Source organism: Acinetobacter sp. 789_lipA, from assembly GCF_058242845.1.
In genome coordinates this window covers 3362369-3388886 of the sequence record NZ_JBZAYS010000001.1, presented here as the reverse complement: position 1 = coordinate 3388886, position 26518 = coordinate 3362369, and the positions used below count along the sequence as shown (strand labels likewise).

The following is a 26518-nucleotide window of genomic DNA, read 5'->3' as shown; positions in this document are numbered from 1 at the left end:
CTGGTTTGGGATGATGGTTATAATGAAGTTTATGCACCTTTTTTGGGTAGCTGACAACGCAAGAAGCCTTAGCTATGAAAGAAATATTAAAACATTTAGTTGAAACGACAACGCTTCCGGAAGATAGTTATCTAGATCAAGATGCAGAAATTCTTGAAATTTTTGTTGAAGAAATTGAAGAAATCTTCGTTGACTTAGATCCATTATTTGAAAAGTGGTACGCTGAACCGACACATCAAGAAACTTTGTTGAGCATACGTCGTCACTTCCATACCTTAAAAGGCTCTGGTCGTATGGTGGGGGCAAAGTCAGCAGGTGAAACAGCATGGGCGGTTGAAGATACCTTAAATCGTGTGATTTCAGGGGCTGTGCCTCTCACGGCAACGGTTCAAAAATTCGCTAAAACAGTATTCAAACTGTATCAATTTAAACTGTATCCGATATTCAAAGCGGTACAGGAAATTGATCTTGATCTTCGTCCATTGGTTTTAATTGGACAACAATTACAACAAAATCAAAGTTTAGAACCTGCTCTAGAAGAGTTGCTACAACTGTCTAATCATCTAAATAGTAATGATGTCGTGACGGGATTAGAGCTGAGAGATATCGAAGTGGCTGAATCTGAGCCGCAAGTTGCAGACGCATCTGAACAGGATGGTCAAGTGCATGATGTCCTAGAAGAAACTTTAGCGATCTTCATTGAAGAGGCGGAAGATCATTTAGCGACTATCGACCACTTCTTAAATGCAGATGAAGCCAAAGTACAAGATTACAATGGTTTAATCCGTGCTTTACATACATTGCGCGGTAGTTCGTCTATGGCGCAAATTGAGCATGTCTTTAATGCCAGCTCAAAAGTCGAAAATCTATTTAAAACCTTGGTTCAAGAAGAGATCGTTTCTACCTCGAAGGAAATCTCGTTACTCACCCAATATGCTGAATTTGTACGTGACTATTTACACGTGCTTGGGCGTGGTACGAACGAACAGCTTGACGTGATTTACGCCACGTTCACTACGGCTTGGGATAACTATGGTTTCAGTATTGAAGACGTAGCTGATGAGCTAAACCCACAAGGTATGGTCTCGAAGCTGATCGAGTTAAATATTGACCTGTTGCTTGATGCCGAGTTTGAGTTTGATCAGCGTGCTAAGGTTGAATATCCAGACTATATTCAGCACTTAGGTGAACAAGCAAAACAATTGCTGGAATTCACCAATAACCGTGCTGCTCAAGGAATTCATGATTTTACTTCTGAGCTATATGCGGGTTATCAAGCCTTACTGGAAAAGCCAGAATTACTCAATGTAGACTATGCATATGAGTTATTTGGTCAGGCACATCAAGAATTTATCCATTTATTTGACACTTTAGCTGCGGGTCAGCGTGTCATTCTGACTGAAGAAGTGCATAAAGTTCTGAATGAATTAATGGCCTTCGTACAGCAAGATGTTGAATCGACTTCGACGACGGTAATTGAACCTGTTGCTGAGGCTATTGTTTCTGGAAATACTTTACAACCAAGCCTTGATCTTGCGCAGATTTCGCAGCAAATTGCATCGGATCATCAGTACCAGCAATCGAATACGGCCAATACCGATTTTGATGATGATTTGCTTGATATCTTCTTGGAAGAAGCCGAAGAATTATTGATGGGGATGGATCAGGATCTCAATACTTGGTCTAAAAATGGCAATGATACCGCAGCGCTCAATAATTTAATGCGTTATTTGCACACCTTAAAAGGTGGTGCAAATATGATTTCTGCACCTTTTATTGGTTCAATTGCACACGAATTAGAGTCTATTTATGAGCGTGTGATTCGTCAGCAAATAGCCACAACGCCACAGTTGATCAGCATCATTCGCTTAATACAGGATGACGTCGCAGACCGAATTCAGGTTATTCGTACTGAGAAGGTTGATTATCCAGCAACAGCGACCATTAAGGTACTGCATAACATTCAGAGCTTAGTTGAGGGTACGACTGTTACAACTACAGTATCCGAGCCTTTAGTTGAAGCGTTTGTTGCGGCAGTTGAAGAACCTTTATCTAATATAGATAGAACGATTGAAGCTGAGGCAGCTGCGGTTGAGTCAGCAACTGCGATTGAAGAGCCGAGTGTAGTTGATAACACTGACGTTACTGTCGTTGAACAGCTGGATACTCCGTCACCTGTCCAAGAAGAAGCAGTCAACGCTGTTGAAGAAGCAGCTAGTCTTTTATCAATTGTTGAAGAAACCTTCTTGGAAGAAGCTGAAGAAATTTTAGCGACTACGGATGGCTTACTGAAACAGTGGACTGAACAACGTAGTGACCGTAGTGTGTTACTACAATTGCAACGTGCTGCGCACAGCTTAAAAGGCGGCGCGCGTATGGCGGAGAATGAACCCGTTGGTGCGATTGCTTATGAACTAGAAACCACATTTGAGCAATTTGCTGTACATAATTTCAGTTCAAACGTGTATGACCCATTATTGCAAACTGCATTTGAATGGTTAAAACAAGCCATCTTCAAACGTGATTTCAGTAATTATGATGGTTTGAAAAATAGCTTAGCATCTATTGATTATGTGGATGTGATTGCGCAATTACCGACGCGTGTAACTCAAATTGATTTACTCAATGCGGTACCAAGTTTTGAGTTTGTGCAGGGTGATGGTACGGAGCCGCCAGCAATGCTGGGTGAGTGGAAAGAAACGACTCACTTGGATGGCGGTAATGAGATGATCCGTATCTCAGCTGATTTGGTTGAAAAAATGATCGACCTATCAGGTGAAAATGCAATTAACCGTTCACGTATTGAAATGGATTTAGGTCAACTCGGCAATACGTTGAACGAGATGGAGCTTGCAATTAAGCGTTTGGCAGATCAGTTACGTCGAATGGAAGGCGAGCTTGAGAGTCAAATTATTGCGAAGCATGGTTCTGAAAACTCGCGCTACGCAGACTTTGACCCCTTGGAAATGGACCAATATTCATCGCTGAATCAATTGTCTAAATCCTTAGCCGAATCGGCTTCGGATTTGGTCGACTTCAAGAGCACTTTGGCTGAAAAAATTCGTGATGCAGAAGGCTTGTTATTACAACAATCCCGTATTCAAGCGGAGATTCAAGAAAGCTTAATGCGGACACGTTTGGTGCCGTTCTCACGTATGTTGCCGCGTTTACAACGTATTGTGCGTCAGACAGCCTCAACCTTGAACCGTCCAACGGAATTGGTCGTTCATAACACTGAAGGTGAGTTGGACCGTACAATTCTAGAACGTTTGGTTACGCCGTTTGAGCATATGCTACGTAACGCAATCGACCACGGTATTGAAGATGCGGAACAACGTAGTGCTGCGAAAAAATCAGCGACAGGCCAAATTGAACTAAACATTAGCCGTCAAGGTACAGATGTTATCGTCAGCTTTAAAGATGATGGTAAGGGTATTGATGAAAGCACGATTAAAGCGAAAGCGCTAAATTTAGGTTTAATTAAAGCCGATCAAGTACTAGATAAACAGGAAATTTTACAGTTTATTTTCCATCCAGGTTTTAGTACGGCCAAAGAAGTGACGCAAATTTCTGGACGTGGTGTTGGTCTTGATGTGGTGCAAAGTGAAATTAAAGCACTGTGTGGACATGTCACGGTTGAATCGGAAATTGGATTCGGCACAACCTTCATTATTCGCGTACCGACTACGGTGGCGGTGAGTGATGCCCTGATGGTGAAAGCCGGTGATCAACAATATGCGATTCCATTGGCGCAGATTGATCGTATTGTGCGTATTGCTCCAACAGCACTGGATCACTATTTCCACAGCAAGGATGACCAATTCAAAATTGATGGCGTGAGTTATAAGCTGCGCTATTTATCTGAGTTTTTATCCAATCAGCCGATTCCGCGTTTGAGTAATATTGGACATTCATTGCCAGTGCTATTGATTAAAGGCAATAGTGGACAAACCATTGCATTGTTGGTCGATCAGCTGATTGGTTCACGTGCGCAAATTGTAGTGAAGCCAGTTGGACAACAGTTTGCTAGCATTGGTGCAATTGCTGGTGCAACGATTTTGGGTGATGGCCATGTGTGTTTGATTTTAGATGGTCAGAACATTGCACGTCAGATTTTAAGTACCAAGCGTGTGACGCATGCAGCTGATCACCGTGACTTTGGTCGCCATCAGGATACACGTCGTTTAGTGATGATTGTGGATGACTCGGTCACGGTTCGTAAGGTCACATCGCGCTTATTAGAGCGCCAAGGCTTTGATATTGTGACTGCTAAAGACGGTGTCGATGCGATGGAGCAGCTTGAGAGCGTTAAACCAGACTTGATGTTACTGGATATTGAAATGCCACGTATGGATGGTTTCGAAGTGACGAACTTGGTTCGTCACCACGAAATTCACCAGAACTTGCCGATTATTATGATTACATCGCGTACGGGTGAAAAACACCGTGAACGTGCTTTCAGCTTGGGCGTGACACACTACATGGGCAAACCATTCCAAGAGGCAGAATTACTTGCCAACATTCAGCAGTTATTGGCTGAAAAGCAGGGGTAAATAAATGAATGCAAATGTTTCAAAGAGCATGAATGAGCAAATCAGTCAGCAAGAATTGCAATATCTGATTACAGTATCGACTGGTTTTATTGATGCTTATATCATTGAATGTCATGGTAAAAACCCCATGCTCTTGCCGCAAAATATTGTACTTTCAGCGCTCGATAGTGATACGCAAGTAAAAACGGTGGAATGGCATGATCTTCATCTGCCTGTTTATGCCATCAACCGTCCAGAGCAAATGGAAGGAGTGGCTCTGGTGATTGAAGGGGATGATGCTTCTCAGCGCTTTGCTTTGATGTGTAATGAAATGCCGAAGTCAATTCGTTTGCGTATTTCTGAAATTGTTGATGATGAAAGCCCTGTGAATGATCCCACCATTTTCCAGTTGGTGCGTATGGGGGATGAGACTTACCACGTACCGAATTTAAATAAAATTCAGGTCAGCTTAGGTCTTTCTACTTAAGTTTGAATGTAATAAAAAAGGAACTCAACTGAGTTCCTTTTTTATGTGGATTTGAATGCTTATGCCAAAAGGCCTTCTAAAATTTGTTCGTAAATTTCAGCAAGTGGTTCAAGATCAGCGACATTCACATGCTCATCAATTTGATGGATGCTGGCATTGAGTACACCAAGTTCAAGTACTTGAGCACCTGTAGGAGCAATAAAGCGACCATCAGATGTTCCGCCTGAGGTTGAAAGCTCAGTTTCTACACCAGTCACATTACGAATGGCATTTTTAGCCGCATTCACCAACTCACCCACTGGTGTTAGGAATGGTAAGCCTGAATGTGTCCATTTAATGTCGTAGACTAAACCATGACGATCCAAAATTTCTAAAACACGTGCTTTTAATTCTTCAGCGGTTAATTCAGTTGAATAACGGAAATTGAAAGTCACGGTCATGGTACCTGGGACGACATTGGTTGCCCCTGTACCAGCTTGAATATTGGACACTTGGAACGATGTCGCAGGGAAGTATTCGTTGCCCTGATCCCAAACCGTATCACAGAGTTCAGAAACGGCTTTAGAGGCCATGTGAATCGGGTTAATGGCCAAATGTGGATAAGCCACGTGACCTTGTTTTCCTTTCACTGTCAGTACTGCATTGAGTGAACCACGACGACCATTTTTAACAATATCACCCAGTTGATGTGTACTTGAAGGTTCACCCACCAAACACCACTTCATTTTTTCATTACGGGCTTCGAGTGTTTCGATCACTTTGACAGTGCCATTGATTGATGGGCCTTCTTCATCTGATGTGATGAGGAACGCGATTGAGCCTTTATGATTTGGATGTTTGGCAACAAAGCGCTCAGACGCAACCACCATTGCAGCCAAGGCAGTTTTCATGTCTGCACTGCCACGACCATAAAGCTTGCCATCACGAATTTCAGGGGCAAATGGGTCTGAGTTCCAAGCATCTAAATTACCTGTAGGAACGACATCGGTGTGACCTGCAAAGCAGAAGACAGGTGATTCAGTACCTTTTCGTGCCCATAGATTATCAACATCATCAAAGCGCATAGACTCAATGTTGAAACCAATTTTTTTTAAGCGTTCAGCCATAATATTTTGACAGTTGTGATCCACAGGTGTAACCGATGGCTGACGTAAAAGTTGGAGGCTTAAATCGAGAGTAGCAGAAGAGGTCATGCGCATTTCAAAGTCAATAAAACAGTCGGCACTATAATAGGCGATTAATCTCTGGAATGCGAAACTTAGCAATAAAAAACCTTATCGATTGATAAGGTTTTTATGCAAATATTAACTACTTGCGGATTTCATCTTGGGTTTTTTCAGCGGTATGTGATACAGCATTACCTGCTGAAGAGACATCTTTACCCATACCTTTTACGGTATTACAGCCTGTTAAAACAAAAAGCATCACGAGTGAACTTAAAACAATTTTTTTCATCTCTATCTCCAAAATTTTTAGTGTATTCATCAAATGATTTTGTTCTGATGTTGTTTAAGATTAAAAAATAAACACTTTAAAAAATAGCATGGTTTTACAGGAGATAAGTAAGCGTATGTTGCATTATGTATTTTTGTATAAAGGAACCTCTGCAAAATCAAGTTAAAATCAAGTTTGGATTTCGGTACATATAAAACTGATTGTTTTGATTTTGTAAGTACATTCCATTTGTCCACCAATGTGCATTTGGGCTACTGATTTCAGCATTTGGGCAAATCCATTCTTGACGTTGTAGGCGATAGTAATTCAAGTCGGCCTTTGGAATGATGTTACCCCAAGTGCCCAGTCGACGGTCAGGATTGAGCCAATGGGGAAGGCAGTATTGATTTAAAGCATCAACTGCCGTGAAACCATTTGTTAGAGGGAGAAAGAATTGTCCCTTTAAAACGGCAAAGCGCGTTTGAATGTCTGTGTCTAAAGCTTGCTGGAATTGAAATTGTTTATGGGTAAAGTGTTTTAGTTTTCGGTTTAAAGTATCAGTACGATTCAACCCATACCATGTGGTTAAGCTCAGATCTGTTTCACCTAAATAATATTTCAAGGCGACTTCCCAATGCTCGATTTGATTGGTTTCGGTATTTTTAATTAAGAAGTCCAGCTCACCCGTAGTCCGCGCACCATCAATGATTTGGATACTATGACCCAATAATTCATAAGCATGATAGTGATGATCCAGTAACCAAAACCACATGAACATTTCAAAGCGCAGACCCAGACGGGTACTTTTCAGTTGAGCAATAAAGTCTTCGAGTTCTTTAGGGTCTTGATCGAGCTGTTTAAGGCGAGGTAAATAGGTTTGAAAGTGCTGTTGCCAGATTTGTGAGGGATGAAAATGAAAAGCATGTTGTATATCGAGCTCTAACGGCAACGCAGACAAAATGTTTGGACTTGCTACAGCAAAAGCCAATTGGCGAACCAATGGATGCTTGAATTGGAGCCAAGGTTCGAACAACTGATGCTGTGAAATGAGATGCATGTGAGTGCCTTAAAAAAGAAGCTAAATATGCAGAAGGACAACGGATAAAATTAAAAAACACTTTATACTACCGCAATTCGGTGCTCAGGAAAGTGGTATGAAAACGTTGTTTTGGCGTTGTTTAGTGGTGATCTTTGTCATCCTAGGCTTTATCGGTGCACTGTTGCCGGGTATGCCAACAACTGTTTTTCTGATCTCGGCAGCTTGGGCTGCGTCTAAAGGTTGGCCACAAATGGATGCTTGGTTACTCAACCATCCTAAATATGGTGCAACGTTAAGAGCATGGCGTGCCAATGGCACTGTACCACGTAAAGCGAAGTGGTTTGCCAGTATCATGATGTTGATCAGTGGAATGATCATGCTACTGACCAATGCACCATTTTTAGTGAAATTATTTACCAATACCACCATGCTGCTTGTCGCAATATGGTTATGGTTACGCCCAGAACCCAATATATCAATAGATAAAAAACAAATAGAGGACAACTGATGTCTTATGTAATTGCTGATGCAGACGTCTTGATTGATCTGGCTGAACAAACTTTAACGCTGCCTAAAAAGAATAAATTTTATCTGATCTCATCGGGAAAAAATGGCATGGGTGAAACTGAAAATAGTGGTAAAACGCCGCGAGGTTGGCATCTGGTTGCTGAAAAGCATGGTGCTGAGCAACCGCAAAATGCCGTTTTTATTGCTCGAAAGCCTACTGGGGAAGTATACGACACCGATTTAGCCAACCAGTTTCCTGAACGGGACTGGATTTTGTCTCGGATTTTATGGCTGAGTGGTTTAGAAGAGGGCTTCAATCGTGGGGAAGGCTGCGATACCTATCAACGTTATATCTATATTCATGGAACACCTGATAGCGAACCAATGGGGATGCCGATGTCGCATGGCTGTATTCGTATGCGTAATACGGATGTCATAGAGTTATTTGAACTAATTGATTGCAATGCACTGGTTTATATTTCCGAACATAAACTTTAAATCTAAAAATAGCTGTTAAAAAATATGCAAGCTTATTTTATTGAGTATTCAACGCTGTAATTTAAAATATGAATATTGAGTAGAAGAAGGGGATTAATCATAGAAAAAGTGTATTTTGAGGAAAATAAATTTAGCGAATAATCATTTTAATTTTCGCAAATATGTTAAATAATAGGACTTACGCACTATTATTTATAGATTCTCTGTGGTAGCAGATGATTTTTATCGAGAATAAAGTCATCAATGAAGTTTTTGATAACTGGTCTAAATAATTTCTTCTGCCAACGATATACATTTTCAAAGATCCGCTCAAACTGGTTCTTTTGTATCTCGACGTAGGCCATCAAGGCTGAAAAAATATGATTCAAAATCAGTTTAGATCGTCTTACTTGAAACTTTTCAATATGACAAACCTGTTTAATCACCCGGTGATATTGCTCTATTTTCCAATGACTTGAATGTAATTCATGAAAACCCTCAAAGGACAATAAATCATCTTCATCTTGATGCACAATATAAAACCTCTGCTGTTCTTTTAACTGAGTCTTAAATAATTGTACAAAGCCAAAATCTTTGAGCCAGACCACTTGACCCTGATGGAAATTTGGCAATAAACGCAGTTGAAACCATTGTCCTTTTTCTGGGGAAACCTTACGGTTACAGTCGATACCAAACATAAATCGAATACCATATTTTCTTATGGTTTTTAGATTTCCAGTCGATGAATACCAACTATCACCTGTAATAAATTGAATCTTTGCACCCCAACTGAGTACTTCACTTAACATATCCATAAAGTAATCATTCTTGGTTTTACTTTCAGATTTGTCATAAATTCGGAAATTAATTGGAATATTTTGACCATTCTGATCTGTCGCATACAAGGTAATGAGATTAATACCCTTGACGGATCGGTGGTGTTTGCCTGACCAAAAATAGCTAACCAAGTCCATATGTTGACTATAGGGTTTATCTAAAACAGTATCATCAATACTGACTATAAGTTTATTATTATCAATATGTTGAATTGCTTCTTGATATAGGTCGTGAGGTGTGTAGTCTTCACGTTCTAGAAAGCGATTTACACTATCATGCGAGATGTTATAAGTCTCGGCAAGTTGTGTGCAGCTAATAGAGTTCGGTTCTGTCATGAGAAAGCCCATATAAATGGGTAATGTACAAGTTGCTGTAGAAGCATGTTTAATTCGTCTGATCACAGATACTTTATAAAGTATTTTAATACTTTTTTGAATCCGTCAATGCGTAAGTCCTAAATAACATACAGAAAACACTTGTTTTTATACCATTTGACCTATTTTTTAATCACTCGATTGCAAAAAAGTGAAAACAAGCCGAAAAGCGTTTGACAGCCTGTAAAGATTCTCTATAATGCACCTCACAAACGATAAAGACGTTAAGGGCGCTTAGCTCAGTTGGTAGAGCGTCTGCCTTACAAGCAGAATGTCGGCGGTTCGATCCCGTCAGCGCCCACCAAGCCTTTACGTTAAAGATCTTACGTGCAGCGGTAGTTCAGTTGGTTAGAATACCGGCCTGTCACGCCGGGGGTCGCGGGTTCGAGCCCCGTCCGCTGCGCCACTTAAGATTTTTAATATTGTTTGTACCACATTAGTGACTTTGTGTAAGTGCAGCGGTAGTTCAGTTGGTTAGAATACCGGCCTGTCACGCCGGGGGTCGCGGGTTCGAGCCCCGTCCGCTGCGCCATTTATACAGAATCCTTAATGAGGGCGCTTAGCTCAGTTGGTAGAGCGTCTGCCTTACAAGCAGAATGTCGGCGGTTCGATCCCGTCAGCGCCCACCAGATTTTTTGCGATGCAGCGGTAGTTCAGTTGGTTAGAATACCGGCCTGTCACGCCGGGGGTCGCGGGTTCGAGCCCCGTCCGCTGCGCCATTCAAAGAATCGATTAAATTTAAGTTCCTGAGCTTAAGTTTAAAAACTAAGACTGACAATCTTAATCAGGGCGCTTAGCTCAGTTGGTAGAGCGTCTGCCTTACAAGCAGAATGTCGGCGGTTCGATCCCGTCAGCGCCCACCATATTTTACGACGCAGCGGTAGTTCAGTTGGTTAGAATACCGGCCTGTCACGCCGGGGGTCGCGGGTTCGAGCCCCGTCCGCTGCGCCATTTAAAATATAAATTTAAGTCCCTGAGCTTAAATTTGAAAACTAAGACTGACAATCTTAAATCAGGGCGCTTAGCTCAGTTGGTAGAGCGTCTGCCTTACAAGCAGAATGTCGGCGGTTCGATCCCGTCAGCGCCCACCATATTCAAGCTGTAAAGCTTAATGACCCTAATTGCATTCGCAATTACCGTTGCAGCGGTAGTTCAGTTGGTTAGAATACCGGCCTGTCACGCCGGGGGTCGCGGGTTCGAGCCCCGTCCGCTGCGCCATTTTCTAGATCCCTTGTGCTAGTAAATGGAATCAAGCAAAATTTCTTTCTTGCATCATAAAAATAGCGACGCTATTTTTATTTCTCAAGGGCGCTTAGCTCAGTTGGTAGAGCGTCTGCCTTACAAGCAGAATGTCGGCGGTTCGATCCCGTCAGCGCCCACCATATTCCCTTATCGTAAAAACCTTGCTTATCTCAAGCTGTTTTCATACACTTCTGTACAATAATAATTTTAAAATATGACAGATTTATGAGAAACCCCTATCAACGCAAAGCTGCATCTAAACATCAAAATACTGCTTACGATCCTCTTGAAATCTATCGTCTTTTTATCGAAACTATTGTGCATCAAGGCCATGTTATTGCCTTATATCAAGATGGCTGGGCTTTATGTGCCACGCCAACCGGTCAACGTTCTTTTGCGATGTGGCAGAGTAAAGGTTTAGCGCAGCTTTTGGTGAAAGATAATTGGGCGGGCTACGAAATCCAAAGTATTGGTCTCAGTGATTTAGTCGAAAAAGTGATTCCATTCTTACGTTCAGAAAAGACCACGGTCTCGATGAATTTAAGCCCAGAAGGGCAGAATGTCTTGGTTGCACCAGAAAAATTATTATTAGATATCAAAAACTATTTATATCAATTTTCAATGCAGAAGCCTGAATTATTTAAACAATTACAATTACCGTCGCCACGGACAATCCGTCTTCATTAATTCATGAGGATTTCATTTTAGTATTCATTGAGTAGCCAACCACTCCAATATGCAAAATACTCACGTAACCATGCATTATAGCGAGTGGCAAGAGGTGTCTGAGCGCTGATCATGATAGGCGTTTGATAACCCTGACGTATGGCTATAGCACGACTACGGGGGATATGAAAATCGCTGGTCACAATAGCAATCGGTTGCTGTAGGGAAATATGCTGCTTGGCTAAAATCTTTTTACTATTGATCAGATTTAACTCAGTACTGGTGCTTTGATCTTCGGTGTAAATACGCTGTGCTGGGATATGGTGTACATCAATCAGATACTGCCGCATTGCTTCAGCTTCACTATTTTTTTGCTGAAAAGATAGGCCACCACTGACGACCACAATGCTGTTGGGATGTAGCTTGGCATAGTTTGCCGCTTGATCTAAACGGCTGGCCAATGTTGGACTCGGTTTGCCATGCTTCAGACCACTGCCAAGAACTACAATAGCGGGTGCAGCGACATGAGGGGTATTTTGTTGATTTGAAAAGCCTAAAAAGACGAAGAAAATGACTAAGCTAAAAACCCAAACAAAGAAAATCGCCCAAGCCCAACGCCATATTGATTGTCTGATTGTATTGCTTTGAATATAGGCGATAAGTTTAGGATAAGCCAGTGCATAAATGATTAGACCTAGTCCAATCAATAAGGGCAAGAGGGTGCCAAAATTAAAGCGTAGTTGTAAAACGAAATACAAGCCGTCTGCGAACAGTAATGACCCGATAATAAAACTAATGACTCTTTTTGATTTTTTCATACAGGCTTGTGGGTTATCGTTTGCATGATTCTAGCAAATTTACGCATGAAAAAACCGAGCGCTGTGGCTCGGTTTTTTCATTTAGACTTAGTGTTTAGTAAACATCGCGACGGTAACGACCTTCTTGACGGAGTTGATCTAATTTTTCTTCACCTAAGATTTCAATTAGCGCCGCATCGACATCGCTCGCCATCCCATTAATGCTACCGCAGACATAAATTACGGCACCATTTTCAACCCATGTTTTAAGCTCAGTGGCTTGTTCACGTAGTTTATGGTGTACATAAACTTTCTCTGCTTGATCTCGTGAGAACGCTAAATCTAAGCGTTGTAGCATGCCTGTGGTTTGCCACGCTTCAATCGTACTTTGATAGAAGAAATCATGTTCACGTTGACGCTCACCAAAGATCAACCAGTTTTGCGTATAGTCTAGGCGGGTACGTGCATGGAGTAGACTCATTAAACCAGCGATGCCTGTGCCGTTTCCAATACAAATGATAGGACGGTTGTCATTGATCAAGTGGAAAGATTCATTGGTACGAATACGTAGTGCGATAGGTTGCTGAAGCTCGGCATGTTGGGTTAACCAACCAGAACCTAAGCCCAGTTCACCTTCTGAATCTTGCTGTTGGCGTACGACCAAACGTAACACTTGTTGAGTCGGTACACTTGCAATCGAGTATTCACGTGTAGGTAAAGGGCTCAACTGTTCCAGTAAATGTTCCAAATTGGCAAAAGGCTCAATCTCTGTGTTGAGGTTCTTATCCCAAAGCGCTTGCTCAATCGAAATGGCTAAAGACTCAACGATGCTCTGTGCTGCAATGTGATGCTTTTGCATAAAGGCTTGGATACGTGCTGTACTGTTACCTGGTTGAACTTCAGCAATATCACCCGCTTGCCATGTTGCATCGAAGTTGGTTTTTAGCTCGATATTATAAGCATGTGCGCCAACGCTGTTTGGATTGAGCACGTCACGTTGTGCCAAAGTCCATTGATCAAAGGTTTTGTCAATATTCATGGCTTGAAGCTCAAGTTTGGTTGCAGAGGCAAGAGCACTGTTCCAACGTTGAATATCATTGTTATCTGCGTTGTTGACCTCAATGGTTGCAAACAAAGCATGAGCTCCATTGGCTTTTAACCAACCATCAATGCGATGCCCAAAACTACAATAGGAATCAGGATACTCTTGAGAGCCTAAAGCCAACACGGCATAGTGAAGGTGTGACAAATCCAAAGTTGTATTTAAAAATTTCTTTTCAAAACTACTGGCTAAGTCAGGTGCTTCACCCGTGCCATAAGTACTTGCAACAAAAAGCACTTGTTCGGCAGCTTTTAAGTCATCTTGCGTTAAGTGTTGTACAGCTTTAACACTTACAGGTTGTCTTGCTTCTTGTAAGCTGGTTGCAGTACGCCAAGCGATTTGCTCAGAAACACCTGTTTGTGTTGCATAAGCAATGAGCCATGGTTTCGCATGTGGATCAACTGGAACATTCAACGCTCCACCACGGGCTTGCTGAGTGAGTTTCTTCTGCTTATGACGTTTTAGATACAGCATCCAACCGGTTACAAAGAACAGTGGCATCATCAGTGATGCAAACATAGCAAAAAATTGATAAATTGGGCCAAAGAAGCTACCACGGTGTACAGGAAGCATACTGCTCATGATTTTTTCATTCAGCTTCTTCTGCTCATATAACTCCATTTTTTCAATTTTTGCAGTTTGATAATTGAAGACCGCTGAATTTCGCGCCCGCTCATGTTGTGGAATTGCATCTACAAATGAAAGCTCAAGTGTACCATCAGGCTTTTTCGGAATATTTAGGGTCAGGGTTGAATAGTCTCGACCAACTTGTGCGTTAAATCCTGTCCACGTTTGGGTTAAAGCAATTTGCACTTGTTCAGGAGATAAGCCTTTACGCTCACCATGTTGTTCGCCGTGGCCACGTTCGCCACGTGCAGTGTGCTCACCTTGTGGGTCGCGACCTTGCTCACGTGATTCGCCACCACGAGCACCAGCTTGTTCGCCGCGTGTCCCTTGAGCTGTACCTGCATTTGGGCGAGGTCCTTCTTGCATTTGTGCTTGTGGGCGTTCAACACCGAGGACTTTAAACATGCCATCACGCCACCAATCATAAGACCAGTACAGTCCTGTACAGGCCAAGATCAGATAAAAAATCACCACCCAAGTACCAACAACAGCATGCAAATCCCAAATGAAGTTGCGTCCTTTCAATTTAGGTTTAATAAAAAACCATTGTTTGATGGAATGACGTTTGGGCCAACGTAAGTACAGGCCACTCAATACAAAGAAAATAAGCATGAGGGTACAAGCGCCAGTAATTTGTTTACCGACAGGACCGACAGTTAAATTACGGTGCAACTGTTGAATAAAGTTAAAAAACTCACGGCCTTTAACTTCGGGTAGGACTTCAGCAGTATACGGGTTCACCATCATGTTATAACCACGACGTGCGCCTTCTTTCTCGATATTGACCGTACTTGAAGTGGTTGACTCTTGAGCAATCGTAATACTATTGATTTTGATGGCAGGATCTTGTTTTTGGAAATGTAGATACAGCTCAGCAGGGGTTAATTTATTGTTTTGTGTTGCTTGAACGGTATAGCTATCTGGGTTCATCCATTTTAAGATTTGTTGTTCATAAGAATAGATGGCCCCTGTGACACCCATAAGCGACAGGATAAGACCCGCAGTGATTCCCAAAAACCAATGCACTTGGAAAAATGTTTTTTTAAACATGGCGATACTTAATGGTGAGCGATTTGTTGTGCGGAAATTATACCTGAAGATTGAGAAGATAATATGGATTTAGAAATTAATATTTATTCTCATTATCATTTATATTTAATAGTCGAAGATATAAAAAACCTCCAAAAGTTGGAGGTTTTTTACAGAGTAGAAGCAGGACTTAAAGTGGCTGCGCTTCACCGACTGTTTCTTTTAAATGTTTACGAATCGTATTAAACGAGAAGTTTTTGCTATCCATGCGTTTTGGCAGAATGTATGCACCTTCTTGGCCTTTCACTTTGAATTTAATCAACAAAAACTCAGGTGTGTTGTACCATTCGTAGATGTCTTTCCAACCGATCGCACCGACACCTTCTTGCATGCCCATTTGCTGGCGCATAATCAGACCATGAGGTTGTACACCTAAACGAATGCCTTTAATTTCCTGAACTGGAAACTCATTCATTTTGCGCTTTACATACCATTCTAAACCGAACTTACGGACTAAAAGGTAAACCACGACACAGGCGATTGCGACCCAACAAAAGATGGTTGAATAATTTTTGAGTAAAATTAGGCCAAGAATCGAAAGGGCTGTAACGACAGCCATGATGATCCAAGCTTTCATGCTAATTTTGTTTGTGCTACGCCAAATTTTTAATTGAGCATCGCGTTGTTCAGCTTCAGTGATTTCATAGGTCACAGGCTGTAAAGTATAAGCGTATAAATTTTTCGCGGTCATAGTGAAAGTAACAGATTTAAAACTGCAAAAAGTTTAGCATCATTTAGAGCATTTCAGTGAGTATATTGTTCCAAAATCACCCAAATTATAATGAAGCCAGTTCTGTGGCCTCATGATCCCGTTCGTGGCTTAAACTTTGCTTCAAACGACTAAACTGATTCAAGATGCTAAACATCAACGAAAGCTGTTGTAAAATGATCAATGCTTTCTGATCTTCCTCATTATTTTGGCTTAAACGCTGACGAATGGTCTGTAGCATATTTTGCGCAGTTAAATCAGGCATTTCATCCCGCAGGAGCGCACCTTGGATATTGTCAAAAGCGCGATCCATCAATTCTAAAATTTCTGGGTCGTCAATTTTTTCACGATGTGCACCCAACGCTGCAATATAGCTAATAAAGGTATGATTGAGGCACAAGAATTCAAATGCCAAGCTCTTTTGCGTTGGGTCAAAGTCGGGCTCGGTGGCTAAAGTTGAAATGAGTGAAGCAACTTCTGCATCAGTATTGTGTGCCGCACGACGAACCACGCGATAATTCAGGCCATTGTTGCGTCCAGACTTATACTGTTCAATCACCTCAGCCAAATAATCACATTGAGCGGAAAGCGAGCGGTAAATTGTGCGGGGGAGGCGACGGAACTTCCAGTCAGGGAAAATGAAACTCACGCCTAACCATGCCAGACCACAGCCAATTAAGGTATCCATCATGCGCGGAAGAGCAGCTTCATATCCCATACCATCTAAGTTGAAATTAATCAGCGCCAAGATGGTGATGAAAGCGGTGGCTTGAGCGTATTGTTTACTGCGCAGCTCAAAGAAAAGTACCCCGCTGATAACCAATACGAGAAGTTGTCCTTCAATCGAAGGTACAAAGTACAATACGGCATACCCTAAAATGATTCCGACCAAAGTCCCTACGATACGTAAACGTAAACGACGTTTGGTTGCGTTGAAGTTGGGCTGACTGACAAATAGTGCTGTAAGTAGAATCCAGTACCCATATTCAATGTTGGTGACTTGAACAAAGATATATCCAACTAATAGCACGATAGACAGACGAATCGCGTGTCTAAATAAAACCGACTCGGGGGTGAGATGTTGTTTAATCCGAACTTTAATGTCATCCCAGCCTTTCAGGTCATCATCTTTGAGCTGGCTTTCGATATGTTTGGTTTTATCGAGCTTAATATTGCGTTCAGTTTCTAAATTACGTAGCTGCGCATCAATAGACTTTAAGTTTTGATACAGTGAAAACAGAGCATTGACCCAAATTTGGTCGTATTGTTGTTCGTCTCTGAGCTTTTCTAATGATAAACGGAGGTTTTCAAATGCATGTTTAAAGCGCTTATTATGGGTATAGGTTTGACGGTTTAAAATGCTGCTGCTTAAGTCCTTACAGGCTTTGGCTTGTATAGATAAGATTCGTTGAAAGCGGAATAAAATATCGCTGTGTTGAAAAATTTTCGCCAGTTTTTGATAGTCAATATGTGCTGAATCTGCACGCTCGTGAATATCTTGCGCCACAAAATAATATTGCAGACTGCGACGTGTATCCCGTTGTCCACGGTCACCTTTTAAACGGGTGAGTAGGGCGGTTTTCATGTCGTTGAAAATTGCAATTAATTTACCATTTTCCAACGACAGTTCAATCATGCTCTGTTGATAGCTGTTTGCTGTCATATCGACATCAAACAGGTTGGATTTGGCAAACAGAAAATCGGCGAGTGAGGAATAACACTTCGATAGATTGTCTTGTACCTGACGAACGGGAAAGAGCAGAAAACTGATAGTTGAAATAACGCTATACCAAATTGCCCCAATCACCAGCAGAGACGGTTGTGTATACCAGTTGTCAAAAAGTCCGACACCGAGCATGGAGTAAACCGAAACCACTAAGCAACCATAGGAAATGGTGGCATAACGACGTCCCAGTGAGCCCAGTAAAATCAGACCAATACACGAAACTATTAGACCCAGTGCGAATAAAATTGGGTGCGGAAATAAAAAGTAAATCGACGTTGCGGTAATGAAAAAGCCAATATAGGTAAAAATTAAATTCATGATTCGCACGGAAAAGCGGTCATCAATATCACTTAAACCCGCAGCAACAGCGCCGAGTGTCAGCGGAATAGTTGCCAGCTGAAAACCCATAAAATATGGAACAAAAGCCGTCCCTGCAAAAGTAATAACCATGCGGAGGTTATACATGAAGGTTGTATTATAAGTAGCCTGTTTTAGACTCGTCAGCCATGCTTTCAAAGGGCACCTTTGTTTGTCACTTGGGGTTGGACCATTTTCAAATATGAGAATATGTGAAATTTCACCTGCTCTGCTATAAATCATACTATGGAGCGTGTAAACTTGTCTGCAAACTCTCCTTCCAAAACATAAATTAATCCTATGCCGACTACACAGGAAAAAGCGGTCTATTCCAACGCTTGGATTCTCTTACTTGCTTCACTGACTGCACTCGGTCCACTGTCTATTGATATGTATTTGCCCGCTTTGCCACAAATGGCGAATGACTTTGGGGTAAGCACACAAATGGTGGCCAACAGCTTACCTGCGTACTTCTTAGGCTTGGCTATTGGACAACTGATTTATGGGCCAGTAAGTGACCGAATTGGGCGGAAAAAGCCGCTGTATTTTGGCCTAAGTCTCTACATTATTGCCAGTTTACTGTGTGTGTTTGCAAACAGTGAGTGGAGTCTCATTGGTGCTCGGGTTTTGCAAGCCTTAGGCGGTTGTGTAGGCGTGGTGATTGCCCGTGCTGCGATTCGTGACCGTTTAGATATGCAAGCCTCAGCCCAAGCATTTGCCAGTATGATGATCGTGACCACCATTGCGCCGATTATTGCACCGAGTTTAGGCGCGCTGGTACTGAGTTTCAGTAGTTGGCATAGTATTTTCGCCTTTTTGATGGTCGTTGGTTTGGGAAGCCTGTGCTGTGTACACTTTTTCTTTGAAGAAACTTTAGATCCTAAGCGCCGTTTAAAGCTTAACTTTAACCAAGTTTTAAATCTCTACGGGGCGATTCTGCAAGATTCGAGCTTTAGACGCCCGATGTTTGTTGGATGTTTTGCCGGGGCTGTACTCTTTTGCTATATCAGTGCTTCTGCTGCCATTCTGATGGATGGTTATGGCTTAAGTCAGCAAATTTTTGCCTATGCTTTTGGTGCCAATGCAGTTGGGATTATGCTGTTCTCGACTTTAAATAAACGTCTGGCACAAAAGTTAAGTGTTTTTCAGCGCTTAAAATTAGGCAGTTTTTTGCAACTGGCTGGTGTGGGGCTGTTGTTGGTAGCGGGTAGCATGACGCATGCGCCCTTATATATCGTATGTGCAGGGATGTTTCTCGCTGTCGCAGCAATCGGTTTTACAGGCCCAAATGCCATGGCGATTGCAATGTCTGAGCAGGGTGCACGGGCAGGAACGGCCAGTGCGATTATGGGCAGCATGCAATTTGGTTGTGGCCTACTTTGTGGCGTAATTCTTAATTTTCTACTTTGGTCGGCACTTTTGAATATGGCCATTGTCATGGCTATTTTTGTGGCTTTGGCTTTGTATTATGTGTTTAAGCTTGAGCACGAAAAAGCCTAAAAATTTAAGTCGTGACTATATAAAAAAGAGACTCATTTTAGTCTCTTTTTTATATTTAAATGAATGCTTTAAATCTCACTCATTGTTTAAGAATACTGCAAAATCTTCAACTGGTACGCCATGTGTTATAAAGCGATTGACGATCTGCTCTGGATCTGCATAACCTAGTGCCATGCCACAGACGAGTTCAGCATCTTGTACATTCAGCTCGATAGCATAAAAGTGATTCTATACGGCTCGTGACAAGAGTCTGAACCTTGTGCTTTGACTGAAGTCATGACATTTCTCATCATGGCAATATCCATTTTCGCGCAGATGTTTAAGGCTTGATTAACTGTGAAGAATAGCCCAACAGGTGTATCAAAAAATTGGTCATTACATGATTGCAGCTGTGCGATTTTCGCTTTTTCACCTTTTTGAATATTAAGCAAGCCATATAAGCCCCAACCATTTTCGCTGCGGTGCTCAATAAAAGGCGAAATCCATTTTTCTGGATAATATGCAAAAGTTTCTTATTATTAGATGTTTTTTCAGGATGTTCAGACGGTCTAAATTGAGTTTGACGAGTTTGCTCAAACATTTTGTTAGGAGTTTTCCTATAAGCACATCTATTTGCCATAGCCGTGTATTCGTGCTTGCGGATATTTTATTTATCATACTCAATAATCGTCTGAATAGTTAGGCTTTTTTGGTGCAAAGCTGTGATTTTGACCCATCATTGGGCATAGGTGGCTATCTATTAGACTAAGACTTTAGTTATAAGAAAAAAATATAGATCTCAAATAAAACTCAGTCTATATTTAAGAAAATATGAAGAATTGTTACTTAATTATTGCAAAAGTCTGTCTAAATTGTAATTTGATGCTTCAAAGCCAATCGCGAATAACATCAATTATCGTTTGAAATTGTGTGCATTAGACTTTAGTGGCAAGAGTAATAAAAGGTCATATCTTAAAACATCGAAATGTGCGATTTTTCATCTTTATAAGATTACTTTGCATATGAAAAGACCAAAACGGAATAGTCTTTTGTGCAAAAAATTTTACTGAAATGGAATTTTTGATTCACCATTAACAATGTAATATAGGAAGTTTGTGTATGCGTTTAGCCCTCAATAAAAAGCCATTTATCGCTCAAAGCCTAGCACTTAGTGTGGCTGCTCTGATGATGACAACAACTCATGCTGCAACTAAAGAACAACAAGAACTCGCTCAGTTACGTGCCGAAGTTGCTGAGTTAAAAGCTTTAATGCAACAGCAACAACAAGTTCAACAACAACAAGCCGTTCAGATTCAACAAGTCAAAGCACAGCCAGCTCCTGTAAAAGCTGAATCTCCACTGTCTTCGTTAAAATCTAAGTCTGGCGCAGACATTAACCTATATGGTTTTGTTCGTGGCGATGCAAATTACATTATTGAAGGTCAAGATGACGACTTTAACAAAGTTTCAAGTTCAGATGGTAAAACTAAAGACAAACTTCGTGCAACAGCAAAAACTACGCGTTTAGGTTTAGATTTCAATACCAATGTTGGTGGCGATAACAAACTTGGCGGTAAAGTAGAAGTGGATTTTGCGGGCTCGACTACAGATAGCAATGGTGCTTTACGTATTCGTCATGCATACTTAACGTATAACAACTGGTTATTTGGTCAAACTACATCTAACTTCCTGTCTAACCATGCGCCAGAAATGATTGACTTCGGGACTAACGTGGGTGGCGGTACAATTCGTATTCCACAAGTACGTTATGGCTTTAATTTAGCGCCTGCAACGAAATTATTTATTGCTGCGGAAGAAGGGAATAGCAATAGTGGTAGTTCAGATGCTGCAATTAAATATAGCGTACCCAACTTAACTGCGAAGTTGACGCAAGGTTTTGCTGATGGTAAAGGTTCTGTATCTGCGCGTGCTTTAGTTGAAAACTACAAATCTGCTAACGATTCTGATACCGGTTGGGGTGTAGCAGCAGGTGTAAATTATCAAGTAATGGACCCGCTAAAACTAAGTGCTGATGTTTCTTATGTTGACGGCAACAGCAACTACTTACATGGCAGCAACTCTGCATATGTGGTTAATACTTCAAATGGCAAGATCGCACAAAATGAAGCGTTTGGTGTACAAGTCGGTGGTACGTATAAATTCAAAGAGAAATTGCGTTCGACTTTAGCCTATGGCGCACTCTTTGCAGATGACGGCACAGATTATGCAACTAACCCAACAGCAAACGAAGAAGTTTACCAAGCATGGATTAACTTCATCTATTCACCAGTTAAGCCATTGGACTTAGGTGTTGAATATATCAATGGTAAACGTGATACCTTTGCTGGTAATAGCTACAAAGACAACCGTGTTGGCTTAATGGCGAAATACAGCTTCTAATCATGTGATGATATAGTTGTAGTTTAAAAACAGGAGCTTTAGGCTCCTGTTTTGTTTGAGTCGAGAAATTTATACAGACTAAATACATTTTGAATATAGACTTAAGTATTGGGTCAGAAAAAAATAAGTGAAATAGTTGGAAATTATTGTAAAAAAATAAAGATTATCTAAAAAAAATCTGCATAATGTCGGTCTTTCGCCCATATTGTACTTTTATTGGTTGTTTTTGAGCCAATATGGGGCGGTTTTGTGATTTTTTTCAAAAAACCGTATCTGTGTCCAAACATTATTGGGCATTACGTTATTTCAGTTTACTCATCGTGTAGAACTGAACATGTTATGCATCAGATCGCTTAGTTTGTTACCAATTTACCCATTGCCTGAATTTCCATACGCAAGACTGAGTTTGTCTCAGATTTACGAAATATCTCTTGAAGTATCAATGGATTCGGTGGCTTATTAGCCAGATAACAAAATCTAAGCATCCGCTTTATGGACAATTGTCATGGAATTTACTTTTAACGCTTTTTATACCTTGATTGCAGCCGTCATTGTTTTGTTACTTGGCCGCTTCTTGGTAAATAAAATTGGTTTCTTGAAACGCTACAACATTCCTGAGCCTGTCGCAGGTGGTTTAGTTGCAGCGATTATCTCCTTGGTTGTGCATAGTCTTTGGGGCTATAGCATCACGACCAGTAGCGAATTGCAAACAAGCTTTATGCTGATTTTCTTCGCCTCAATTGGCTTAAGTGCAAACTTTGCCAAATTGCGTGAGGGCGGGATCGGTCTGGTTATTTTCTTGATGGCTGTCGCTTCATTTATTGTGGTGCAAAACTTTGTCGGCATTAGCCTTGCAACTTTATTGGGTATTGACCCACTTATTGGTTTGATTGCAGGTTCAATTACCTTAACTGGTGGTCATGGTACTGCGGGTGCTTGGGGTGAAATTTTAGAAGTTAAACATGGTATCCAAGGTGCATTAGCTTTGGGTATGGCGAGTGCGACATTTGGTTTGATTATTGGTGGTTTGATTGGTGGTCCTTTAGCAAAGTTACTCATTAACCGCTATCAATTGGCGACACCACGTACCAATGAACAAATTGAAAAGAGTGATAACACGCCACTGACTGATATTAATTCAACAGAATATGTACCGTTTGAATATCCACATCGTGTGCGTTTAATCACTGCGGATAATGCGATTACCACATTAGGTTTGTTTGCAGGCTGTTTGGCTTTTGCTGACTTTATGACCGGCCATATGAAAGGCACAATGCTTGAGTTACCGACTTTTGTTTGGGCGCTTGCAGGTGGTGTGATTTTACGTAATGTGTTGGAAGGTATTTTCAAAGTTCAAATCTTTGACCGTGCGATTGATGTATTTGGTAATGCATCATTGTCGTTGTACCTTGCGATGGCGCTACTTTCGTTGAAATTATGGCAATTGGCTGACCTTGCTGGTCCGCTTGTGGTGATTTTAGGTGCACAAACAATTACGATGGGCTTATATGCTGCATTTGTGACATTCCGTGTGATGGGTAAAAACTACGATGCTGCTGTGCTATCTGCGGGTCACTGTGGATTTGGTATGGGTGCAACCCCGACTGCGGTTGCAAACATGCAGGCGATTACCAACATGTATGGTCCTTCGCACAAGGCATTCTTAATTGTGCCTTTATGTGGCGCATTCTTTGTAGACTTGATTAACGTGGCTGTCATTCAGTCTATTTTGCAATTTTTTAACTAATTGGAAATGCAATTTGCCCTAGGAAACTAGGGTTTTTTTGCTTTCAGGTCTCTCACAATAATTAGGATATCGAGATGAATGATCAATTAAATGAAACATTACTCGGGTGGGTGAATACACTGAATGGACCTCTGTGGGACTTTTTGGTGATTTTCCTTGTTGCGGTCGGTGTGTTTTACACCCTAATTACGGGTGCAGTACAGGTTCGCTTATTTTTGCACAGTATTAAGGTCATGAAATCAAGCCGTAAGGAATGTGATGATGATCATGGCATTACACCTTTTCAGGCTTTTGTCACTGGGCTTGCAAGTCGTGTAGGTGTAGGCAATGTCGCGGGTGTTGCGATCGCAATTGCGATTGGTGGGCCGGGTGCAGTATTTTGGATGTGGGTCACTGCATTTTTAGGCATGAGTTCGGCTTTTGTTGAGTCATCTCTCGCACAGTTGTTCAAGGTGCGCGACCAAGAAAATAAACAGTTCCGTGGTGGACCTGCCTACTATATTACCCAAGGCCTGAAACAAAAATGGTTGGGTGTAGTCTTTGCTGTTGCGCTTATTTCAACCTATGGTTTTGTGTTTAACGCAGTACAGGCCAATGCGATTACTGGTGCGACAGCACATGCATGGGGATGGGATAAAGCCAATCTAGCATTTGAACTCGGTGGCATTCATATTGTGGTGTCTTGGGTTGGACTAGGTCTAGTCTTGCTGACCGCAATGATTATCTTTGGTGGGATTAAACGTATTGCCAAAGTGGCAGAAAGTTTTGTGCCATTGATGGCCTTGTTGTATTTGGCAGTTGCTTTATATATTGCCGTAATTAATTACGCGATTTTACCTGATATCTTCCAGCTCATTTTCTCGAAAGCTTTTGAGTTTGAAGCTGCTGCTGGCGGTTTCTTCGGTGCGATGGTTTCTATGGCAATGATGATGGGGATTAAACGTGGTTTATTCTCTAATGAAGCCGGTATGGGTTCAGCACCGAATGCGGCAGCTGCATCGGATGTAAAGCACCCTGTAAACCAAGGTTTGGTACAAATGCTCGGTGTATTTGTGGATACCTTTGTGGTGTGTTCATGTACAGCGATTATTATTTTGGCCTCAGGACTTTATCATGATGCAGGCTTTGAAGGCGTAGCGCTCACCCAAATGGCTTTAGAGAGCCAAATTGGTTCTTGGGGTGATGACTTCCTTGCAACGATTTTGTTCATGTTTGCCTTTTCCTCAGTCATTGGTAACTATGCCTATGCTGAAGGGAATGTACAATTTATTAATAACAATGCCAAGGTGATGTTCGTCTTCCGTATTTTTGTTTTGATTATGGTGTATCTCGGTTCAGTGATGAGCGTGCCTCTCATTTGGAACACTGCGGATTTGTTCATGGGTATCATGGCCACCATTAACTTGTTTGCCATTTTGTTATTAACACCATTCTTATTGATGCTGTTAAAAGACTATTTGGCACAGCTGAAACAAGGTGTGAAAGAGCCTGTGTTTAAATTGGATAACCATCCTAAATTTAAAGACAAAGTGAAATCAGACATTTGGTAATCACTTAGTACATAAAAAAGCCTCTACATTGATAGGGGCTTTTTTATGGCTATTTAACCGCTAAAGTAAAAGAACAGTTGATAGAGTGCAAAACTTAAAATCAGGCTTAGCCAAATCGGGAGTTTGGTTCGAAGCAGTAAAATAACAGCGATTACAAAAACTAAGTCAGTCCAATGCTTGAAATAACTTTGTCCCATTTGTATCACTAAACACAGCAGTAAACTTACCACTGCCGCATTAATCCCAATCACGGCTTTTCGGATCGCAGCTTGCTGCATAAGCCAAGACCAATAGGGCAAGGTGGCAAAGATTAAAAAGAATGAGGGTAGAAAGATTGCTAAGGTGGCTAGAACCACATTCAGCCAAACAAAGGGCGTTAAAGGTAATAAAGCACCTAAGTAACTGGCGAAACTAAATAAGGGGCCGGGCATGAGTTGAGCCAGCGCATAACCTAAGTCAAATTGTTCGGCAGATAAAATATGGTTGGCGACGAAGTCCTGATGTAAAAGTGGCAAAATAATATGCCCACCGCCAAAAACTAAAGATGCTGCTTGGTAAAAACTGAACAGGCTCTGTGAGAAGAGTGAAGAAGATGAATGCAACACCATAAAAACTACAAAAGGCAAAACAAAGGCAATTAGCCAAAGATAAGACTGCTTTGCTTGGACTTTTGATTTTAAGCTGCTGTCTTGGAGCTTTGATGTCGAATCTGATGCGAAATAAATACCGACGAGAGCAGCAACAAAGATGACGATAACTTGGCTGAATGACCATGGCACAAAGTAAAGAAACAAGGTGCTAAGTAGCATCAGCACATATTGCCAGATAGTTTTGCAGAAATTTGTCAACATTTGCCAAAAGGCCCAGACCACCACAGCAAAAACGATCAACTGAATGCTATGTAGTGTCATCGCACTGAGTTGATTGAAATACTGCTGACCCAGTACCGCGAAACATGCCATGAGGAGCATAGACGGCAAAGTAAAACCGAGCCAAGCCGCGCACGCACCGCGGTAGCCTTGGAGTTGATAACCAATGGCAATACCCACTTGGCTGCTGGTCGGCCCAGGGAGCAATTGTGCGAGAGCAACCAGTTGGGTGTATTCAGCATCACTCAACCACCGAAGTTGCTGTACAAAATGTCGGTGAAAAAACACCAAATGAGCAGCAGGGCCACCAAAAGACAGGCAGCCTAATTTTAAAAAGTGCAGAAAGATGCGAGTGAGCTGCTGAGTGTGCATGTTGAATTATGCTGAAAAATTGAAACAGATTATAATAGGGGAATATGACGCTTTTACGAAAAACAACAGTACTTGGACTGCTGATTTTCATACACTATG

At 41.5% G+C, this 26518-nt stretch carries 18 protein-coding genes and 10 tRNA genes; 19 read left to right on the top strand and 9 right to left on the bottom strand.

The genetic code is table 11. The features are described from left to right. Positions 1 to 74: 74 nt before the first annotated feature. Together AC4CUZ_RS16745 and AC4CUZ_RS16740 are read left to right on the top strand one after the other, a co-directional pair. Positions 75 to 4553 carry a hybrid sensor histidine kinase/response regulator gene (locus AC4CUZ_RS16745; RefSeq protein WP_005399921.1) on the top strand — a complete coding sequence of 1493 codons (4479 nt, stop codon included), beginning with the start codon at positions 75 to 77 and terminating at the stop codon, positions 4551 to 4553. A gap of 4 nt (positions 4554 to 4557) precedes the next feature. Then, a complete protein-coding gene (locus tag AC4CUZ_RS16740) occupies positions 4558 to 5019 on the top strand; it encodes a hypothetical protein (protein WP_005399920.1) in 462 nt (153 codons plus the stop codon). A gap of 59 nt (positions 5020 to 5078) precedes the next feature. Here AC4CUZ_RS16740 and dapE read toward each other — a convergent pair whose 3' ends face one another. From dapE to AC4CUZ_RS16725, 3 genes are all read right to left on the bottom strand, one after another. Continuing rightward, on the bottom strand, positions 5079 to 6212 hold the full coding sequence (gene dapE / locus AC4CUZ_RS16735; RefSeq protein ID WP_005399919.1) for a succinyl-diaminopimelate desuccinylase: 1134 nt from the start codon (positions 6210 to 6212) through the stop codon (positions 5079 to 5081). 115 nt (positions 6213 to 6327) lie between these two features. Next, the gene (locus AC4CUZ_RS16730; protein WP_010326244.1) at positions 6328 to 6474 is read right to left on the bottom strand and encodes an entericidin A/B family lipoprotein; all 147 of its coding nucleotides are present in this window, start codon (positions 6472 to 6474) and stop codon (positions 6328 to 6330) included. A 157-nt stretch (positions 6475 to 6631) separates the two neighbouring features. Continuing rightward, entirely contained in the window at positions 6632 to 7510 is an 879-nt protein-coding gene (locus AC4CUZ_RS16725; protein WP_005399917.1) for a DUF1853 family protein, read from the bottom strand. Between the two features lie 97 nt (positions 7511 to 7607). Between AC4CUZ_RS16725 and AC4CUZ_RS16720 the strand changes: the two genes are divergently transcribed. Together AC4CUZ_RS16720 and elsL are read left to right on the top strand one after the other, a co-directional pair. Further along, on the top strand, positions 7608 to 8000 hold the full coding sequence (locus AC4CUZ_RS16720) for a YbaN family protein (protein WP_005399916.1): 393 nt from the start codon (positions 7608 to 7610) through the stop codon (positions 7998 to 8000). Next, positions 8000 to 8497 (top strand): cell wall-recycling L,D-carboxypeptidase ElsL, encoded by a 498-nt coding sequence (gene elsL, locus AC4CUZ_RS16715; RefSeq protein ID WP_010326245.1) that lies wholly within the window; start codon positions 8000 to 8002, stop codon positions 8495 to 8497. The genes AC4CUZ_RS16720 and elsL overlap by 1 nt, the downstream gene beginning before the upstream one ends. Positions 8498 to 8685: 188 nt before the next feature. Here the strand turns inward: elsL and AC4CUZ_RS16710 are convergent, their stop codons facing one another. Beyond that, complete coding sequence (locus AC4CUZ_RS16710) at positions 8686 to 9714, bottom strand: IS701 family transposase (protein ID WP_007116247.1); 1029 nt, start codon at positions 9712 to 9714, stop codon at positions 8686 to 8688. A 201-nt stretch (positions 9715 to 9915) separates the two neighbouring features. On the opposite strand from AC4CUZ_RS16710, the gene AC4CUZ_RS16705 reads away from it, so the two are divergent. The 11 genes from AC4CUZ_RS16705 to AC4CUZ_RS16655 all read left to right on the top strand — a co-directional run bounded on the left by AC4CUZ_RS16705 (position 9916) and on the right by AC4CUZ_RS16655 (position 11616). Further along, a tRNA-Val gene (locus AC4CUZ_RS16705) sits at positions 9916 to 9991 on the top strand. A 25-nt stretch (positions 9992 to 10016) separates the two neighbouring features. After that, positions 10017 to 10093 (top strand) — tRNA-Asp (locus AC4CUZ_RS16700). Between the two features lie 49 nt (positions 10094 to 10142). Then, positions 10143 to 10219, top strand: a tRNA-Asp gene (locus tag AC4CUZ_RS16695). Between the two features lie 21 nt (positions 10220 to 10240). Continuing rightward, positions 10241 to 10316: transfer RNA gene (locus AC4CUZ_RS16690), tRNA-Val, on the top strand. A 13-nt stretch (positions 10317 to 10329) separates the two neighbouring features. Continuing rightward, a tRNA-Asp gene (locus tag AC4CUZ_RS16685) sits at positions 10330 to 10406 on the top strand. A 68-nt stretch (positions 10407 to 10474) separates the two neighbouring features. Then, positions 10475 to 10550 (top strand) — tRNA-Val (locus AC4CUZ_RS16680). Positions 10551 to 10561: 11 nt separating this feature from the next. Then, positions 10562 to 10638, top strand: a tRNA-Asp gene (locus AC4CUZ_RS16675). A gap of 64 nt (positions 10639 to 10702) precedes the next feature. Next, a tRNA-Val gene (locus tag AC4CUZ_RS16670) sits at positions 10703 to 10778 on the top strand. Positions 10779 to 10828: 50 nt separating this feature from the next. Further along, a tRNA-Asp gene (locus tag AC4CUZ_RS16665) sits at positions 10829 to 10905 on the top strand. An 88-nt stretch (positions 10906 to 10993) separates the two neighbouring features. Then, positions 10994 to 11069 (top strand) — tRNA-Val (locus AC4CUZ_RS16660). Positions 11070 to 11154: 85 nt separating this feature from the next. Beyond that, positions 11155 to 11616 carry a DUF2750 domain-containing protein gene (locus AC4CUZ_RS16655; protein WP_005399914.1) on the top strand — a complete coding sequence of 154 codons (462 nt, stop codon included), beginning with the start codon at positions 11155 to 11157 and terminating at the stop codon, positions 11614 to 11616. A gap of 17 nt (positions 11617 to 11633) precedes the next feature. Here AC4CUZ_RS16655 and AC4CUZ_RS16650 read toward each other — a convergent pair whose 3' ends face one another. From AC4CUZ_RS16650 to yccS, 4 genes are all read right to left on the bottom strand, one after another. Then, on the bottom strand, positions 11634 to 12413 hold the full coding sequence (locus AC4CUZ_RS16650) for a YdcF family protein (RefSeq protein WP_005399913.1): 780 nt from the start codon (positions 12411 to 12413) through the stop codon (positions 11634 to 11636). Between the two features lie 94 nt (positions 12414 to 12507). Next, complete coding sequence (locus AC4CUZ_RS16645) at positions 12508 to 15171, bottom strand: PepSY domain-containing protein (RefSeq protein WP_010326246.1); 2664 nt, start codon at positions 15169 to 15171, stop codon at positions 12508 to 12510. 169 nt (positions 15172 to 15340) lie between these two features. After that, positions 15341 to 15901, bottom strand: a complete 561-nt coding sequence (locus tag AC4CUZ_RS16640; protein ID WP_004981126.1) for a YcxB family protein — start codon at positions 15899 to 15901, stop codon at positions 15341 to 15343. Between the two features lie 85 nt (positions 15902 to 15986). Next, a complete protein-coding gene (yccS, locus tag AC4CUZ_RS16635) occupies positions 15987 to 18161 on the bottom strand; it encodes a YccS family putative transporter (protein WP_005399911.1) in 2175 nt (724 codons plus the stop codon). 141 nt (positions 18162 to 18302) lie between these two features. Between yccS and AC4CUZ_RS16630 the strand changes: the two genes are divergently transcribed. The 4 genes from AC4CUZ_RS16630 to AC4CUZ_RS16615 all read left to right on the top strand — a co-directional run bounded on the left by AC4CUZ_RS16630 (position 18303) and on the right by AC4CUZ_RS16615 (position 25178). Continuing rightward, the gene (locus tag AC4CUZ_RS16630; RefSeq protein ID WP_005399910.1) at positions 18303 to 19502 is read left to right on the top strand and encodes a multidrug effflux MFS transporter; all 1200 of its coding nucleotides are present in this window, start codon (positions 18303 to 18305) and stop codon (positions 19500 to 19502) included. A 1098-nt stretch (positions 19503 to 20600) separates the two neighbouring features. Next, complete coding sequence (locus tag AC4CUZ_RS16625) at positions 20601 to 21881, top strand: DcaP family trimeric outer membrane transporter (protein ID WP_490747928.1); 1281 nt, start codon at positions 20601 to 20603, stop codon at positions 21879 to 21881. Between the two features lie 505 nt (positions 21882 to 22386). Beyond that, positions 22387 to 23628 carry a sodium/glutamate symporter gene (gene gltS / locus AC4CUZ_RS16620; protein WP_005399906.1) on the top strand — a complete coding sequence of 414 codons (1242 nt, stop codon included), beginning with the start codon at positions 22387 to 22389 and terminating at the stop codon, positions 23626 to 23628. A gap of 74 nt (positions 23629 to 23702) precedes the next feature. Next, positions 23703 to 25178 carry an alanine/glycine:cation symporter family protein gene (locus AC4CUZ_RS16615; protein WP_004981107.1) on the top strand — a complete coding sequence of 492 codons (1476 nt, stop codon included), beginning with the start codon at positions 23703 to 23705 and terminating at the stop codon, positions 25176 to 25178. A gap of 53 nt (positions 25179 to 25231) precedes the next feature. On the opposite strand, the gene chrA is transcribed toward AC4CUZ_RS16615, so the two are convergent. Beyond that, positions 25232 to 26419 carry a chromate efflux transporter gene (chrA, locus tag AC4CUZ_RS16610; protein WP_490747927.1) on the bottom strand — a complete coding sequence of 396 codons (1188 nt, stop codon included), beginning with the start codon at positions 26417 to 26419 and terminating at the stop codon, positions 25232 to 25234. Between the last annotated feature and the right edge of the window lie 99 nt (positions 26420 to 26518).

Bases quoted from the DNA above. Each gene is read 5' to 3' on its own strand.
- elsL (WP_010326245.1), top strand. From the start codon at position 8,000: ATGTCTTATGTAATTGCTGATGCAGACGTCTTGATTGATCTGGCTGAA.
- AC4CUZ_RS16645 (WP_010326246.1), bottom strand. From the start codon at position 15,171: ATGTTTAAAAAAACATTTTTCCAAGTGCATTGGTTTTTGGGAATCACT.
- dapE (WP_005399919.1), bottom strand. From the start codon at position 6,212: ATGACCTCTTCTGCTACTCTCGATTTAAGCCTCCAACTTTTACGTCAG.
- AC4CUZ_RS16720 (WP_005399916.1), top strand. From the start codon at position 7,608: ATGAAAACGTTGTTTTGGCGTTGTTTAGTGGTGATCTTTGTCATCCTA.
- AC4CUZ_RS16745 (WP_005399921.1), top strand. From the start codon at position 75: ATGAAAGAAATATTAAAACATTTAGTTGAAACGACAACGCTTCCGGAA.
- AC4CUZ_RS16650 (WP_005399913.1), bottom strand. From the start codon at position 12,413: ATGAAAAAATCAAAAAGAGTCATTAGTTTTATTATCGGGTCATTACTG.
- chrA (WP_490747927.1), bottom strand. From the start codon at position 26,419: ATGCACACTCAGCAGCTCACTCGCATCTTTCTGCACTTTTTAAAATTA.
- AC4CUZ_RS16625 (WP_490747928.1), top strand. From the start codon at position 20,601: ATGCGTTTAGCCCTCAATAAAAAGCCATTTATCGCTCAAAGCCTAGCA.
- AC4CUZ_RS16740 (WP_005399920.1), top strand. From the start codon at position 4,558: ATGAATGCAAATGTTTCAAAGAGCATGAATGAGCAAATCAGTCAGCAA.
- AC4CUZ_RS16615 (WP_004981107.1), top strand. From the start codon at position 23,703: ATGAATGATCAATTAAATGAAACATTACTCGGGTGGGTGAATACACTG.
- AC4CUZ_RS16640 (WP_004981126.1), bottom strand. From the start codon at position 15,901: ATGACCGCGAAAAATTTATACGCTTATACTTTACAGCCTGTGACCTAT.
- AC4CUZ_RS16655 (WP_005399914.1), top strand. From the start codon at position 11,155: ATGAGAAACCCCTATCAACGCAAAGCTGCATCTAAACATCAAAATACT.
- AC4CUZ_RS16730 (WP_010326244.1), bottom strand. From the start codon at position 6,474: ATGAAAAAAATTGTTTTAAGTTCACTCGTGATGCTTTTTGTTTTAACA.
- AC4CUZ_RS16725 (WP_005399917.1), bottom strand. From the start codon at position 7,510: ATGCATCTCATTTCACAGCATCAGTTGTTCGAACCTTGGCTCCAATTC.
- gltS (WP_005399906.1), top strand. From the start codon at position 22,387: ATGGAATTTACTTTTAACGCTTTTTATACCTTGATTGCAGCCGTCATT.
- AC4CUZ_RS16630 (WP_005399910.1), top strand. From the start codon at position 18,303: ATGCCGACTACACAGGAAAAAGCGGTCTATTCCAACGCTTGGATTCTC.